This is a genomic window from Sphingomonas sp. 179-A 2A2 NHS, from assembly GCF_045371305.1.
GTDB lineage: Bacteria > Pseudomonadota > Alphaproteobacteria > Sphingomonadales > Sphingomonadaceae > Sphingomonas.
In genome coordinates, this window is record NZ_JBIQDE010000002.1 from 620,412 (window position 1) to 636,162 (window position 15,751).

Below are 15,751 nucleotides of genomic sequence, written 5' to 3' on the forward strand. Positions count from 1 at the left end.
GCCGCCGTCAGCGCAACAGGGCGGCGTCAGCCCAGGTGGCGGGTTGCGTTGGCAGGTCCGGCCGAGCGCCGGCACCGCGCGCGACCAGTTCGAGGATGCGCACCCCGGTAGTGTCCGCAGCCAGCAGCTCTGCCGGTTCGCCGAACGCCTTGGCAGGCGAGCGGGCGAGGAGGCGACCGTCGCCCCATACCTCGAAGGTAATCGTCCCCGCGGCAGGCAAGCCAGTGTCGTTGACGCCCACGCGCGCGGTGAAGCGCCGAAAATCTGCGTTGCGCACCTCGAGCCGCGAGCCCGCGAGCACCCCGATCCCCGTATCGTATTCGGTGCGCGCTACCCGGAGCAGCTTGCCATAGGGCGCCCGGTCCGCCTCGGCGCCGCCCCAGCCGGCATATTGGACATGCTCGCCGCCGCCGCGGGTGCCGATCCAGGGTGTGATCGAGCGGTGAATCGTTGGGTCGGCCTCAGGTAGCAGGACGCCATCGAATGCCGGATTAACGCGGCTGGGCTGCTCCGAGAGGTACACGCCGTCCGGCAGCCGCCGCGCGCCCGTGGCGCGGAACACGATCGTCTCGTGCGGCGCAAGTGTGAGCGGAAGCTCGCCGCGGAAGCGGTGCTCCTTGCCCGACCAGAGATCGCGCAGCGCGACATCGCGCGTCGGCAGCATCTTGAGGTGCCCGGCGGTCAGCACGACATCGACCGGGGTCGCCGTCCGGTTGAACAGCGCCACCGCCTTGCTGCCGTCTGCGAGCGACTTGACGAAGAACTGCGCCTGATCCGAATCGTAGGCGAGCACCGCCTGGTTGCCTGCAGCGTCCTGGTTGAGCGCGACGATTTCGCGGTTGCCGAAGATCGTCAGCAGCGCAGGCGTCAGCTTGCGCAGGTCGTAGCCGATGATCAGCGGCGAATTGAGGATCGACCAAAGCGAGAAGTGCGATCGCGCCTCGGTCAAGTGCGCCTCATCGAACTCGCCCGAGCCGACGAACAGCATGTCGGCATCGTTCCAAGAGCCTGGATGAGCATAGAGCGCACGATGCGTCACGGTGTCGAGATTGGTGAGCATACGCGCCCACACTGGCTGAATGTCGTCACTGGTGCGTGACATGTTGCCCACGTCCTTGCCCCAGCTGCGCACGTCTGCCGAGCCCCACAGGCAGAGCGAGAAGACATAGTCGCGGTGGCCGGCATGGCGGCGGATGGCAGCGCCGACCGCTTCGTATAATGTCCGTACAGCGCTTATGTTGGTGTCGCCCAGCGACTGGGTGTCGATCAGCGGCGGCAGCGCACGGTACAGCCCCGCGCGGACCCGTGGCGCCTCGGCGGGCAGCCCGCGGACGCCGCAGCCATCGACCTTGATAAGATCGAAGTTCCACTCGGCGAAGAATAGGCGGATGTCCTGGTCGACGTGGCCGTAGAGTCCCACTTCGCGCTCAGCGACAGTGCCTTCTGGCTGGTTCTTGAAGTCGGGCGTGTAGATCTGGCCGCAGCTGTTGCGGCCGATGTCGGAATAGATGCCGGCCTTCAGCCCCATCGCGTGCAGCCGGTCAGTAAGCGGGCGGAAGCTAGGGTCGGTGCCGGTCGCAGCGGAGGGGAAGCGCGCCGTGCGGATGATAAGCCGGCCATCCGGCTGGCGGCGCTTCAGCCACCAGCCGTCGTCGATGTTGACGTAGCGATAGCCCAGCCGGGCGAGGCCGGTGTCGACCAGCGCTTTGGCGGATGCGAGCACCTTCTCCTCGTCCACATCGCTGTTGAAGGCGTTCCAGCTGTTCCAGCCCATCGGCGGGACCGGTGCGTGGCCGGCAGTGTTGGCGCTCCAGCGGCCGGTCGGCGCCAGCGGGTCGCCAGCTGCGGACAGCGGCAGCACCAGCGCCGCCGCGCAAAGCGCCACGCGGCGGATCACCGCGGCAGATCCAGCGCTTCGGCGACCGTGAAGCTGGCGGTGTGCCCTGCGACACCCGCTCCGGGCTGCCCCGAGCCGACGCTTACCTGATAGTCACCGGTGAACACGGAACGCTGCCCGTCCGGCGCGACAGCGCTCAGGTCGCGCGGGGAAAGCTCGAACGTCATGTCACGGCTCTGACCGGGCGCGAGAGAGACGCGCTGGAACCCGCGCAGCGCGAGATCGGGTACCCCCGGCTTCTGCGGAAAACGCAGATAGAGCTGTGTCACCTCGTCGCCGGCGCGCGCGCCGGTGTTGGTCACGCGCGTTGTGACCCGGATGCCCTTGCCCGCGTCACCGCGGACCGGGGTCACCTGCAGCGGCGCGTAGCCGAAGCTCGTGTAGCTCAGGCCGTGGCCAAACGGGTAGACCGGCGTGCCGCGGAAGTAGCGATAGGTCCGCCCCGCCATGCGATAATCGTCAAAGGGTGGCAGGTCATCGATGCTGCGGTAGAAGGTAAGGGGCAGGCGACCCGCCGGGTTGGAGCGTCCTGACAGGATGTTGGCGATGGCCGTGCCGCCCGCCTCGCCGGGATACCAGGCCTCGAGCACCGCTGCGGCATTGTCCTTGGCCCACGCCAGGTTGATCGGGCTGCCGTTCATTGCCACCAGGACGATCGGCTTGCCGGTGGCGCGCGCCTGTTCGAGCATCGCGAGTTGATCGGCGGGTAGATCGAGCGTCGTCTTGTCGCCCCCGGAGAAGCCCGGCACCTTAACCCCTGTCTCCTCGGCCTCAAGGTCAGAGGTGAGGCCCACCACCGCAACGAGCACGTCGGCCTTATCGGCGGCTGCCTGCAGATTCGCGGCGGGGTTCGGCGATACGCGCTTCCACATCAGGTTGGCGTCGTTCCCGGTGATGCGGAAGGGATAGCGATGGCCACCCACGAGCTTCAGCGTCGTCATGGTGGGAAGATCGTTCCACCGGGCCTTGGTCCGGTCGGAAATCACACGGCCGTCGAGCGTCAGTGTCGCTCCGCTGCCCGACAGGCCGACGCGGTAGCTGCCGCTTTCCGGCGGCATTAGGAAGCCAGACCATTCGGCGCGGTGAACGTCGGCGACCTTGGCGAGCTCGAGGTTGCGATCGCCCACGTCGGGTTCCACGCGGGTGACGACAGGCTGGGCTTGGTACTTGATCGTCGCCAGCAGCTTTTCCCGTGTGCCGGGCGCGAACTTGGCGGGGGCTGGCGTCTCGGGATTAAAATAGCGGACCAGCACGCCCGGCCGTCTGTCCGGCGTCAACAGCGCGGTCGGTGGCACGCGATCGCCGTCGGTGACTGACTCGCCGAACGGGACCAGGGATACACGATCGGTTCCGAGCGCGGTGCGCAGGCCTTCGAGGACGGAGACGGGAGGGCCAGACAGCGGCGAGGAGTAATTGCCGCGCAGCACCCGCGTCGCGTCCCCGAGCGGCCCGATTACCGCGACGCGCACACCCGGTCCGAGCGGGAGCACGCCCGCGTTCTTCAGCAACACCATCGACTTCTCGGCCGCTGCCACTGCGAGCTGCCGATGCGCGGGCGAGCCGACCGCCGAAGCCGGCACCGCGGCCGGTGCCTTGGCGAGCCCGGGAAGGTCGCCGTTGCGATAGCGCGCGGCGAACAGCCGCACGAGGCTGTCGTCGACATTGCCCTCGGTGATGAGGCCGCGCGTCAACGCCTCGCGATAACGTTCCTCCAGACCGGCGGTGTCGCTCAGCGTTCCACGGTTGCATTCGTTGTCGACGCCCGCGCGCATCGCCGCGGCGACGGCGGCGGCTGCGTCCGGCGCATATTTGTGGTTGTCGGCGATGTCGCGCACCGCATCGCAGTCCGACACTACGTAACCGCGAAAGCCCCAGGCGCCGAACAGATGATCCTTGAGCAGCAGGTCGCTGGCGCAGGCCGGCTGGCCGTCGATCCGGTTGTAGGCGCACATGACCGATCCAGCGCCCGCGTCCACGATCGCGGCACGGAACGCGGGCAGGTAGGTATCCTCGAGGTCGTGTGCGGAAACGAAGACGTTCGCCTCGTGGCGCGTGCCCTCAGGGCCGCTGTGAACCGCAAAGTGCTTTGGCGTGGCGATCACGTTGGGGCGATCGGGGTCGGGGCCCTGCATGCCGCGGATGAACGCGCTGCCCACCGCGGCGGTCAGGAACGGATCCTCGCCATAGGTTTCCTGCCCGCGGCCCCAGCGCGGATCGCGGAAGATGTTGATGTTGGGCGACCAGGTATCGAGCCCGGTCCCCATTCGGCCCAGCCGCCCGGTCTGGCGCCCCAGGGTGTGCAGCGCGCGCACCTCGGTGCTCACCGCTGCGGCGACGTCACGCACGATGTCGCGGTCGAAGGTGGCGGCGAGCCCGATGGGTTCGGGGAAGTTGGTCGTCGCAAGCGGCCCCAGCGCTCCGTGCAGGGACTCGGTCCACCAATTGTAGGCGGGGATCTGCAGCCGCGGAATCGCTGGCGCGACGTTCAGCAGCTGCGGCAGCTTCTCCTCAAGCGTCATGCGGGCGACAAGCGCGCGCGCCAGTCGGCTCGCCTCGTCGCTTCCTTCGGGGCGGGGGGCGATGGGCGCTGTCTCGCGTGCCAGTGTGCCGGTCGTCGTCACGAGCGCGGCGGCGGCGAGCAGCACCGCCTTGCATACATGTCGCATCAGCATCTCCCCCTGCTGAACGTCGCTGGCGTTAGCGGACCGGCACCTCGAAGGTGCCGACCGGTAGCGGCGTTTCGTCGGTCAAATTGGTGGCGGGCACGTCCGCCCAGGCATAGCGTACGCGCGTGACGCGGCGGCCGTCGGCAGGCAGCGTGATCGCGCTGCCGTGCACCGTGCCCGAGGCAAAGCGGCAGGTGCGGGGGGCTAATTCGCAAAGCTCGAAGCCGATCGCGCGATCAGATCCGGTTGCGTGTAGCGCGCCGGTGACGCCCGTGAAGCGCAGGACGATGCTGCCATCGGTGGCAAGCCTAGCGTCGGCGATAGCCGGTCCCGCGGGAGCCTCTGGCTTGCCATAGAGCGCTGCACGCATCGCCCGTGCAAGGCGCAGGCCGACGTGGCGTTTCTCGCCGGGATGAATGTCAAACGGATCGCCAATGTCATGCGTGACGGCAAGGCCGGCGTGCGGATCGGCGGCCGCCACGCGACGCTGCGCGTCGCGGATATATCCCCAGCCACTCTCGACCGGTGTGCTTGCCGGGTCGCCGTAGGAGGAGAGCTGCACGATTCCCGCGGCCGTGCGCGCGGTGCCAAAGCGTTGCCGCCAGTCGGCGATGAGCGCCGCCAGCCGGCGATCATAACCGGGAATGTCGGTGTCCGACTCACCCTGGTACCAAGCGATACCCGCGAGCCGGACCGGAGCGAGGGGGGCGATCATGGCGTTGAACAATGTGCCCGCGCCGTTGATGTCGTCCCATGCAACGCGCGGCGCGCCGCCGCCTACTGGCTGGGCGACCGCGTAGCGCCAGCCGTCTCCCAGCGGAATGATCGACCCGTCCGCGAAGATGAGGCGCATTGCCTGGGCCGGACCGGTCATGCCGCCGTTGGCATAACCGTCGTCGACGTTGACGGTCAGCACGTTGCTTCCCGCGCGCAGGGCACCCGGTGCAAGACTGTAGACGCGCTGCTGACCCGGCTGGCTGCTGCCGCCGACGCCGCGCCCGTTGAGCCAGGTACGGTCGGCATCGTCGACTGCGCCGAGCATGAGTGTCGCGGGCTGCTTCGCCTGCGCCGCCGATACCTCAACCTCGCGCTGGTACCAGATCATGCCGTTGTAGTCGGCGAGAGCGGGGACGCCCCACGCCTCGAAATTGGTGATTGCGGGCACCGGTTGCCAGTCGATCGTGGCACTGGGTTGCCATGGTTCGGCGCCCGGGGCATCGCCCGAGGTGCTGCGCCACCACGCCTCCCAGGCGGCGCCCGCCTGAGCGGCCGTGCCCGCCGGATCGCGTCCGTAGCGGGTGAGTTGATCAGCCTCGGCCCCCATACCGGCCGCACGCAACGCGCTGTCGCTCATCCACGCGCTGATGCGGGACCCGCCCCAACTCGCGTGGATTGCGCCGATCGGCACCTTCGCTGTCCCGCGAAGCGACTGCACCATGAAGAAGCATGCCGCCGAGAAGCGCTGTGCCGTCTCGGGGCCGGCAATCGACCATTCCGGCTTTCGCGCGAAGCGGCGCTGCGGGGTTATCGCGACCGCGCGATCAACCGTCAGGAGGCGCAGCCCGTCGTCGACGGGGGGGCGTGCTTCGGGGAACAGTGCCTGCGCCTGATCGACGCGCAACTCCATGTTGCTCTGTCCCGAGCAGAGGAAGACGTCCCCGACAAGGATGTCGCGCGCCACGGTCGCGCCACTCGCCGCAGCAACGGTAAGATCGAACGGCCCCCCGGCGGGCAGCGCGGGTAGAAGGACGGAAAACCGCCCGTCGCCGTCGCTCGTCGTGGTTGCGACCTGGCCGCCGAGGGCGACCATCACCGACTCGCCCGGGGCGATCTCGCCCGACACGGTGATCGGCTGATCGCGCTGCACGACCGCGTGATCGCCGATCACCCCATCGAGCCGCGGCGCGGCGGCGATGGATGGGGCGGCGAGGGCCAGCGCGACGAACAGGGCAGGTTTCAGCATCAGGGGAAGGGCGCTCGCTCAATCAGATCGATTTCAGGCCGTGGCGGGCGATCCGCTCCAGCAGGTCCCGGTGGCGGGGAAGGGCTGTGATCATCCGATCGGTCTGCGCCTTGTTCTCGCGGCGCGCACGCGCGGCGACGGCGATTTCCTCGTCGAGCATGCCGGGTATCAGCGCAGTGCGTGCGCCCATGCCGTAAAGGACATATTGGTAGCTTGCGGCGGGAAATACCTCCTCGACCCGATCGAACTCGTCGTGCAACCACGGCGACTGGAACTTCCACAGCTCCATCAACTCGCGTAGCCGATCGCTCATCGTCTCGGTGCGGACGTTGTCGCGCCAGAAGTTGGTGTCGGTGCGCTGAGTCAGCGCATAGTGCAGCTTCAGGAAGTCGACGATGCGCCCCCAGCGATAGCTTGTGGTGTCGTTGAAGCGACGCGCGACGGTGTCCATCACCTCACGGCAGGCGGGCAGCTGCTCCGCGATCAGCTTGGCCGATAATTCGATGAGAACGATGGCGGATGCTTCGAGCGGCTCGAGGAATCCCGCGGCGAGGCCGACGGCGACGCAGTTGCGCTCCCAGAAGCGCTCCCGATGACCCGATCGGATCTTGAGCTGCCGAACGGGCAAGTCGGCGCCCGCGCCGCCGAGATACGTGCGCAGCTCCCGCTCGGCCTCTTCGGCGCTGATGTGGCTGGACGAGAAGACGTGACCGACACCCCGGCGGGTGGGCAGCCCGATATCCCAGATCCAACCCGCCGATTGCGCGGTCGACATGGTATGCGAGGCGACGGGATCGTCGGGATTCGCGTAGGGCACCTGGATCGCAAGTGCGGTGTCGCAGAACAGCTCCCCGCCACGCGGGAGGAACGGCACGCCCATCGCGCCGCCGATCAGCAGCGCGGCGAAGCCGGTGCAATCGACGAACAGATCGCCCTCAATTGCAATTCCCTGTGCGGTGTCCAGCCCGGCGATATCGCCGTTTTCGGCCATCCGCACCTCGGTCACGTCAGCCAGCAGGTGGCGCACGCCAAGCTGATCGCAGCAATGCCGCTGAAGGAAGCTCGAGAATTTGCCGGCGTCCAGGTGATACGCGTAGTTCGCAACCGCCTCGAACTCGGGCGTCGCCATCGTTTTGGGGCCAAGCCCCTGGTCGCAGATCCGGCCCTGCGAGGTCACGGCGTCGCAGAAACTCTGGCCCTCTTCATTCGCCAACCAGTGCGGCGCCAGATTAACCTGGCCGAAGTTCTGCGGCAGCATCAGCGGGTGATAATAGCCGTCATCGGCGGCGCCCGTCGTCCAGCGGTTGAAGCGCGCACCCTGCTTGAAGGCGGCATCGCACTCGCGGAGAAATGCGGTCTCGGAGATGCCCATCTTGCGCAGCGTCGCGCGCAGCGTCGGCCAGGTACCCTCGCCAACGCCGATGATCGGGATGTTGGGGGATTCGACCAGCGTAACGGTGAAGCCGTGCGGGCGACGCGTCTGGTGCTTTGCCGCGATGACGCCGGCGGTCAGCCAGCCGGCCGTGCCCCCGCCAACGATCACGATGTTCTGTACGGGCTTCATCACCGAACCTCCGGACGAAAAAACTGGCGGGCCAGGACATGCCAACCCGCCAGGAGGGGAGACTCAGAAGCGGTAACGCACTCCCAAGGTGTAGCGCCGGCCGTAGTCGAACACATCCAGAAGCTGGTTCTCGAACCTGCCGTGTGAGCTCTGCCGGTTGTTGTTCAAGTTCAGCACCTCGCCGAAAACGCTGAAGTTCCTGTTTATATCGTAGCTACTCGAAAGGTCGATCTGGAAGCTCTCATTGATGAAGGTGGGCTCAGCGCCAAATGACCCTGTATTCTGGTTCTGGCCGAACTGGAGCAGATATTTGTCGCGCCAATTGAGCGCGGCGCGGATCTGGAACCCGTTCTTGTCGTAAAAGCCGACGAAGTTGGCGGAGTTCGCTAGGCCGGTGACGGCGAAGCCACTCTGCGAAATGTCCTGATCGTCATAGGGCTTGTTGGTATCGACCAGTGTAGCATTCGCCTGGAAACCGAAGCCGCTATCGCCGAAGACATGCTGCCAGGCCACCTCAATACCGCGCACCGTCGCGTCTGGCCCGTTGACCTGCTGCGACACCGCGAAGCTTGCTGGCGCGTTGGTAGTCGGATCGATCACGCCGTTGATCGTCTGGCGGGTCACGCCGCCGACGATGAAGTTGCTGACGTTTTTCAGGAAGGCATTGACCGAAAGGTAGGAGTTCCGCTGGTAGTACCATTCGGCCGCGACGTCGAAATTGTCTGCCAGGTACGGTAGCAGCGCCGGATTTCCGCCGGCCGCCGTCAGCGCATTGACGCGCTGGCCAGTGCCGACATTAAGCTGCGGATACAGGAGGTTAAGAGTCGGGCGCGTCAGAGTGCGCGACGCATCGAAGCGAACTAGCAACTCCGGTGTGATCTCGAGCCTCAGGTCGATGCTCGGCAGCAGATAGTTGTAGTTTGACTTCGAGGTCAGCGCTTGTGGTTGCGACAGGACGACTGTCAGCAGTGTCGGGTCTGCCACGCTCGTCAGGATGCTGATCGGCACCGTCCCGTTGCCGTTTGCGGTGATGTGCGTGTTCTCGTTGCGGATCCCCGCCGAGAAGAAAAATGGCATCCCCGCGATTTCGGTCTGGAAGCTGGTGGTGAGGAACAGCGCCCACGTCTTCTCGGTGATGTCGCGGACGCTGCCGGCGTCCAGCGCTTGGGTGAACCGCCCGGTGAAGCCGCTGACCTCCGGGTAATTGAACCCGGGGATGTTCTGGGCCTGCGGATTGCCGAGGCCACTCAGATAATTCTGATAGTCGACCGGGCTGAACAGGAATACCGACGGCGGCAGGCTGCCTTTGAAGCCGGGAATGAAATCGTTGAGGCTGATCGAGCCCCGGTAGAGGCTGCTCGGCAGCGGCGCGATGCCGGTGGCACGACCCGAAGGTGCACCATAGCCTGCATAGGCCTGCCAGAAGTTGTTGACGAAGGTGCTTTCGTTCCGGAAATTGAACTTGTCCTGATAATATTGCCCACCGAGCCTGACTGACAGGTCTTCCTGCTTCCAGGTGGCGACGCCGCGGAACTGCCACAGTTCATCCGTGTTGCGCTGCGTCTGGTTGACGGTGACGTGCGAGCCGATGAGCGACGTGTCCGCCCAGCGCGTGCTGTCTCCGGCCGGACCGTAATTGCTGAGCGAGGGGAAGCTGTCGCTGCTTTTGCCGGGGACGGTGAAGCGCGAATTGGAGCCCAGCAGGCCACCATAGCCGATATCGGCGTTCAGGCTGCCGATGACGTCGCCCGGGTTGCGCCAGCTTTTGGCGTAGGCGCCGTCCGCCTCGAAGGTCAGGTTCTCGGATGCGTCGTACTTGACGTTGAGGCCCGTCTGGTTCGTCTGCAGGATTTCCTTGTTCAGCGCGGAGGTAAAGTCAGTCGGGCTGCCGGCCTGCGTGAAGTCCACGAAGGTCCCGTTTTCGTCGACCGTGACGTTGCGCAGGTCTGACTGATTGAACCATACGCCGAACGCATAATTGTTCTGGGTCACCTTCTGGCGCGAGAAGTTGTTGTCCAGCGTGATCATGAGATCATCGTTGGGATGGAACTGGAAAGAGACGCGGCCGTCGAAGCGCTCGTCCTCGACCCGCTGTTGCTCGGCGCCATATTGTTGCGGGAACCAGCCGACCAGGCTCTTGTCGGCAAGCTGTTCGGTCGTGCAGCTTGCGGTGGTCTGGCAAGGCGCATAGCGGCCGCCGGGCCATCCCGAGACATAGACGCGGTTGGTATCGGTGTCTCGGCGGGTATAGATCGCGCTGGCGAGGACGCCGAATGTCTCGGCGTCGTTCGTGCTGCTGATCAGCAGGCCGGCAGTGGGCACCACCCGATCCGCCCGATCCTGAAGCGACCCCGATGCGGTCGCCGCCAGGCGGAAGCCCGGATGATCAAACGGGTTAGGGAACTGGATATTGACCGTTGCACCGATCGAGCTCGCCGCCAGCGACATGTCGGGGGTCTTGAGGACGCTCAACTGACCGATGAAGTCGACGCCGACGGTGCTGAAGTCGATCTGGCGACCGCCGGTCGCGGTCGAAATACGGCGACCGTCATAGAGCGTTGTGTTGAAGTCGCCACCGAAGCCGCGGACGGTGATGCCGGTCGGCTCGCCCCGGGAGCCCGAGCGCTGGATCGAGACGCCGGGCAGGCGCTGGAGCGACGCAGCAACGTTGGAATCTGGAAATTTGCCGATGTCCTCGGCGGAGATGACGTCGACGACACCGATGGCCTCGCGCTTGACGTCAAGGTTGCGCTGCAGCGACTCGCGCAAGCCCGTTACAACGATATCGGCGCCGCCGCCGTCGCTGATCTGATTGCCCGGCGCGCCGTCCGGCGCGGTCGCCGGATCCTGCGGCAGGCCTGCCTGAGCTGCGGTGGTTGTGTTGGCGGGCACTGGCACCGCGGGCTGCTGAGCCGCGGGCTGGCTTGTGGTGCTGCTCTGCAGGTTGCCTTGGCTCTGCTGCGCTACGACCGGTGTCGTCCAGGCGAGGGCAATAAGCCCGGGCGCATAAGCCAGCTTCATCGCGCGTCGGCCCCGCGACGCGAAAGCACCAATGCGGTGGCAATCAACCATCGTATCCAATCCCCTCCGTTGGATCGTCCCTCCCTTTTCGTGCGGGAGATTTACGATCACGCATTGCCGCACTGGCATTGACCTGATGAAGGCCCAGCCCTTACGTTACCGCTCACATTACACCACCCATTCGACGATGCAACCATTTGTCTGAGTGATGAATGGAGAATGGCGGCGAAGACTGCCAAGTATTGTGTCCCAAAGGAGAGCACCCGAATGCCTTCGCTAGAGTTGCTTAATTCGGGAACCCACGCGGAGCTCCGTCTGACGCGCCGTCGGGACGAGGGCCGGCATTTTGCGCAAATTGTGGCGACCGAGTTCCTGCTCGCCGCGCCCTATTATCCTATTCTCTTCACCAAGCGGCCCGATACAGGAGCATTCTACGCAGGGGTGTTGATGGGCGTTGAGCCTGGGCAGAACCTGCACGCGGTGGATGGACAACTGCCCGACTACCGCCCTGCCGATCTCGAGCGGCAGGGTTTCTTCGTCGATGGTGATCATCTGGTGATTGACCGCGAGCACGCGGTGTTTTCCGACCCGGCCGGGCAGCCGCTGTTCGAGCGCGATGGCGAGCCAACCGACGCGCTGCGCCGGGTGCAGTCGGCGATAGGCAACTTACACCAAGGGCTAGAGCCGACCGACGCGCTGATCCAGCGCTTTCTGGACTACAAGCTGTTGGAGCCGATCGACATTTCCCTGAGCTTCGACAACGGCGAGACGCTCAGGCTCGACGGGCTCTACACCGTCAGCCTGGATCGTCTGCACGCCCTTCCTGACGCATCGGTGCTGACGATGTTTCGCTGCGGAGACCTTCAACTCGCATATGCGCAGTCCGCCTCGGTCCGTCACCTGCGGACGCTGGCACGGCGTCGCAACGACAGCCTGGTGAACGTCCCGCGATGAGCACTCCGATCAACCACGTAGATCCGGCCACACTCGCGAACGCGGGCACCTTCCGGCAGGAGGTGATGGAGGCGTGCCGTCCCGTTCTCATGCGCGGCGTGGCGAGCGGGTGGCCGCTGCTCGCGGGCGGGACCGACTGCGTGATCGATCACATTCGGCGTCACGACGCAGGAAATCCCGCGGAGATGTTCATCGGCAAGCCGGGGATCGGCGCTCGATATTTCTACGACGACGAACTGACCGGATTCAACTTCGATCGCGAGACGTTGCCGGTCAGTGATGCGGTTGAGCGAATAGTCGCCACGGCCGACGAGCCGGGCCAACCGAGCATGTACATGGGCTCGTTGCCATCAGAGCGGTACCTGCCCGGGATCGAACGGGCGACGCCGCTGCCGTTCCTGCCGGAGAACGTCAGGCCGCGGTTGTGGATCGGCCACGCGTCGACGATCGCCTGCCACTATGACACCAAGGACAATGTCGCCGTCGTGGCCGCGGGACGTCGACGCTTCACGCTCTATCCACCGGACTCCGTTGGCGATCTCTATGTTGGTCCGATCGACCATACGCTGTCGGGTCAACCCGTAAGTTTCGCCGCAGGATCGCCTGGGGGCGATCCACGCTACCCGCGGTTCGAACGTGCTCGGGAACGCGCCCTGGTGGCCGAGCTAGCCCCTGGTGACGGGATCTACATCCCCAAGCTCTGGTGGCATCAGGTAGAAGCGTTGGGCGATCTGAATGTACTGGTGAACTTCTGGTGGGACGACTTCGCCGCCGGAATGGATCAGCCCTATATGACGATGCTTCTGGCGATGATCGCCATTGCCGAGCGACCCGAGGGCGAACGCGCGGCGTGGCGGGCGTGGTTCGATCATTATGTCTTTCGGCCAGAGGGTCATCCACTGGCATTCTTGCCGCCCGAGCGGCATGGGATCCTCGGTCCGCTGGCGGGCGGCAACTACGGGCGCATCCGGAGCATCGTGATGCGGGCGCTGCGAGGAGGATGAGTGATGACGATTACCGGCGTCGCCTGGTCACCGAACAAAGGCAAGCCGCGTCGATGAGCTTATCCGAGCCGAATGTCCGTTCGAAGCGACGTGCACGTCATGGCGCACCGACGATCAGCGACGTGGCAAAGCGCGCCGGCGTTTCGTCCATGACGGTATCGCGTGTCATCAACGGCGAGAGTAACGTGCGCGACACGACCCGCGAGGCAGTGATGGCTGCGATCGCCGCGCTGAACTACGCGCCCAATCCCGCGGCGCGCAGCCTCGCGGGGTCGGCGCCCACGCGCATCGGAATGCTCTACAGCAATCCCAGCGCGGGCTTCCTCGGCGAGGTTCTGCTCGGCAGCCTCGAACAGGCTTCACGCGCCGACGTCCAGATCATCGTCGAGCGTTGTGAGCCCGGCCATGACGAGCTTGAGGTGGCGCGGCATCTGATCGCCGGCGGTATCGACGGCATGCTTCTGCCGCCGCCGCTCTGCGAAAGCGGCGCGATGCTCGAACTCCTGAAGCGCAGCGGCGTGCCCGCGGTCGCCGTAGCCACTGCCTGCTCGGGTGCGCCGCTCGCTGTTGGCATCGACGATCGAGAAGCGGCGTTGCGCATGACGCAGCATCTAATGTCGCTCGGACATAGGCGGATCGGGTTTATCGCCGGCGATCCTGCGCTGGCGGCGAGCGGCCGACGGCTGGATGGGCATTGTGCCGCGCTCGCCCAGGCTGGAATCGCTCTGGACGATTCGCTGGTTGTCGACGGGCGGTTCACCTATCGCTCGGGGCTCGATGCGGCGGAGCGACTGCTCGATTTGCCCGAGCCCCCGACCGCCATCTTTGCATCGAACGACGACATGGCCGCCGCCACGATCGCGGTCGCGCATCGCCGTGGCATCGACGTACCCGCCGACCTCACCGTGTGCGGGTTCGACGACACGCCGTTGGCGACGGTGATCTGGCCGGAACTCACCACGATCCGTCAGCCAATCGCCGACATGGCGCGCGTCGGGATCGAGATGCTGGTGTCGGTGCTACGGCCGCAGAAGCCAGCGGCAGCGAGTCTGCACCGCCTGTTAGACTTCGAGCTGATCCGGCGCCAATCCGACGCTGCGCCGCGCGTCCGGCCCAAGAAGCTCTAATCCAGCAAGCGCGCTTGACGCGCCATCCGTGAATGATAGCGTTACCATCGTTGTCAGCGAGAAACCCGGCGGCCGTCACTTCGCACAAGCCGGGCATCGTAAGGGAGGATTACGATGACCGACACTTTGCGGGCGGAAATCGCCGGCGACTCCAGTTCGATAAACCATGGTCTAATCGCCATGATTGTAGCCGTTGCCACCATCGGCGGCTTCATGTTCGGCTACGATTCCGGCGTCATCAACGGCACGCAGAAGGGCTTGGAGGCCGCGTTCGATCTTGGCCGGCTCGGGGTCGGGATCAACGTCGGCGCCATCCTGGTCGGCTCCGCCGTGGGCGCCTTTGGTGCAGGGCGGCTGGCGGACCGGATTGGTCGGCGCGGCGTGATGATGCTCGCCGCGATACTATTTCTCGTTTCGGCGCTGCTCGCCGGTGCGGCAGGCGGCTCGGTGGTGTTCATCATCGCGCGCATAATCGGCGGCCTGGGCGTCGGCGCGGCAAGCGTGATCTCGCCCGTCTACATCTCCGAAGTTGCGCCGGCGCATCTCCGCGGACGCCTTTCTACCCTGCAGCAGGTGATGATCATCACCGGGCTTACCGGCGCATTCGTCGCGAACTACGTGCTGGCCCGATATGCTGGTGGCTCGACCGCCGAGTTCTGGCTCGGCTATCCTGCATGGCGCTGGATGTTCTGGCTCCAGTCGATCCCCGCGCTGATCTACTTGTTAGCGTTAACTTCTATCCCGGAGAGCCCGCGCTACCTCGTCGCCCGCGGGCGTGACGCAGAAGCGGCCGCAGTGCTCACGCGGCTGGTCGGCACTGCGGAGGCGGAACGCAAGGTGGCCGAGATCCGCGGCAGTCTCGCTGGTGACCATCACCGCCCCAAGCTTTCAGACCTTGTCGACAAGAGCACCGGCCGGATCCGGCCGATCCTCTGGGCGGGCATCGGCCTCGCAGTCTTCCAGCAGCTCGTCGGCATCAACGTGGTCTTCTATTATGGCGCCACACTGTGGGAGGCGGTCGGCTTTTCGGAAGAGAATGCGCTTCAGACGAACATCCTCTCGGGCGTGCTCTCGATCGCTGCGTGCCTGTTCACCATCGCCACCGTCGACCGGATCGGGCGCAAACCGCTGCTGCTGATCGGCTCGGCTGGCATGGCGGTGACGCTGGCGGTGGTCGCTTTTGCGTTCTCCACCGCCATCACCGGCGCCGACGGGGCCGTCAGCCTGCCTGGCTCGTTCGGGATCGTCGCGTTGGTCGCGGCCAATCTCTTCGTCATCATGTTCAACATCAGCTGGGGCCCGGTGATGTGGGTGATGCTGGGTGAAATGTTCCCGAACCAGATCCGTGGCTCCGGCCTCGCCGTGTCGGGTTTCGCGCAATGGATCGCCAACGCCGCCGTCTCGGTCAGCTTTCCCGCACTTGCTGTCTCACCGGGGCTGTCGGTAACCTACTACGGCTATGCCTTCTTTGCGGCGGTGTCGTTCTTCTTCGTCCGCCGGATGGTGACGGAGACGCGCGGGCGCGAACTCGAGGCGATGCACGGCTGATGCTCTG

At 65.7% G+C, this 15,751-nt stretch carries 9 protein-coding genes; 4 read left to right on the top strand and 5 right to left on the bottom strand.

Translation table 11 applies throughout. The features are described from left to right. Positions 1-7: 7 nt before the first annotated feature. The 5 genes from ACH0AE_RS06260 to ACH0AE_RS06280 form a co-directional block, all read right to left on the bottom strand. Entirely contained in the window at positions 8-1,897 is a 1,890-nt protein-coding gene (locus ACH0AE_RS06260) for an NPCBM/NEW2 domain-containing protein (RefSeq protein WP_294442512.1), read from the bottom strand. Beyond that, on the bottom strand, positions 1,894-4,563 hold the full coding sequence (locus ACH0AE_RS06265) for a glycoside hydrolase family 3 C-terminal domain-containing protein (protein WP_406875543.1): 2,670 nt from the start codon (positions 4,561-4,563) through the stop codon (positions 1,894-1,896). Before ACH0AE_RS06265 ends, ACH0AE_RS06260 begins: the two co-directional genes overlap by 4 nt. A 31-nt stretch (positions 4,564-4,594) precedes the next feature. Continuing rightward, positions 4,595-6,526, bottom strand: a complete 1,932-nt coding sequence (locus tag ACH0AE_RS06270; protein WP_294442510.1) for a sialate O-acetylesterase — start codon at positions 6,524-6,526, stop codon at positions 4,595-4,597. Positions 6,527-6,548: 22 nt separating this feature from the next. Beyond that, positions 6,549-8,090 (bottom strand): tryptophan halogenase family protein, encoded by a 1,542-nt coding sequence (locus tag ACH0AE_RS06275; RefSeq protein ID WP_294442509.1) that lies wholly within the window; start codon positions 8,088-8,090, stop codon positions 6,549-6,551. A gap of 63 nt (positions 8,091-8,153) precedes the next feature. Next, a complete protein-coding gene (locus ACH0AE_RS06280) occupies positions 8,154-11,111 on the bottom strand; it encodes a TonB-dependent receptor (protein ID WP_294444301.1) in 2,958 nt (985 codons plus the stop codon). A 267-nt stretch (positions 11,112-11,378) separates the two neighbouring features. Here ACH0AE_RS06280 and ACH0AE_RS06285 point away from each other — a divergent pair, with 267 nt between their 5' ends. The 4 genes from ACH0AE_RS06285 to ACH0AE_RS06300 all read left to right on the top strand — a co-directional run bounded on the left by ACH0AE_RS06285 (position 11,379) and on the right by ACH0AE_RS06300 (position 15,744). Continuing rightward, a complete protein-coding gene (locus ACH0AE_RS06285) occupies positions 11,379-12,065 on the top strand; it encodes a SapC family protein (protein ID WP_294444300.1) in 687 nt (228 codons plus the stop codon). Beyond that, positions 12,062-13,069, top strand: coding sequence for a cupin-like domain-containing protein (locus ACH0AE_RS06290; protein WP_294444299.1), 1,008 nt, complete (start codon positions 12,062-12,064; stop codon positions 13,067-13,069). Before ACH0AE_RS06285 ends, ACH0AE_RS06290 begins: the two co-directional genes overlap by 4 nt. A 53-nt stretch (positions 13,070-13,122) precedes the next feature. Continuing rightward, the gene (locus ACH0AE_RS06295; RefSeq protein ID WP_294444298.1) at positions 13,123-14,196 is read left to right on the top strand and encodes a LacI family DNA-binding transcriptional regulator; all 1,074 of its coding nucleotides are present in this window, start codon (positions 13,123-13,125) and stop codon (positions 14,194-14,196) included. Positions 14,197-14,310: 114 nt separating this feature from the next. Then, the gene (locus ACH0AE_RS06300) at positions 14,311-15,744 is read left to right on the top strand and encodes a sugar porter family MFS transporter (protein ID WP_294444297.1); all 1,434 of its coding nucleotides are present in this window, start codon (positions 14,311-14,313) and stop codon (positions 15,742-15,744) included. The last annotated feature ends 7 nt before the right edge of the window (positions 15,745-15,751 follow it).

What these genes read in the sequence shown, in the direction of transcription:
- ACH0AE_RS06265 (WP_406875543.1), bottom strand. Translation starts at nt 4,563, where the DNA reads ATGCGACATGTATGCAAGGCGGTGCTGCTCGCCGCCGCCGCGCTCGTG.
- ACH0AE_RS06270 (WP_294442510.1), bottom strand. Translation starts at nt 6,526, where the DNA reads ATGCTGAAACCTGCCCTGTTCGTCGCGCTGGCCCTCGCCGCCCCATCC.
- ACH0AE_RS06275 (WP_294442509.1), bottom strand. Translation starts at nt 8,090, where the DNA reads ATGAAGCCCGTACAGAACATCGTGATCGTTGGCGGGGGCACGGCCGGC.
- ACH0AE_RS06280 (WP_294444301.1), bottom strand. Translation starts at nt 11,111, where the DNA reads ATGAAGCTGGCTTATGCGCCCGGGCTTATTGCCCTCGCCTGGACGACA.
- ACH0AE_RS06285 (WP_294444300.1), top strand. Translation starts at nt 11,379, where the DNA reads ATGCCTTCGCTAGAGTTGCTTAATTCGGGAACCCACGCGGAGCTCCGT.
- ACH0AE_RS06290 (WP_294444299.1), top strand. Translation starts at nt 12,062, where the DNA reads ATGAGCACTCCGATCAACCACGTAGATCCGGCCACACTCGCGAACGCG.
- ACH0AE_RS06295 (WP_294444298.1), top strand. Translation starts at nt 13,123, where the DNA reads ATGAGCTTATCCGAGCCGAATGTCCGTTCGAAGCGACGTGCACGTCAT.
- ACH0AE_RS06300 (WP_294444297.1), top strand. Translation starts at nt 14,311, where the DNA reads ATGACCGACACTTTGCGGGCGGAAATCGCCGGCGACTCCAGTTCGATA.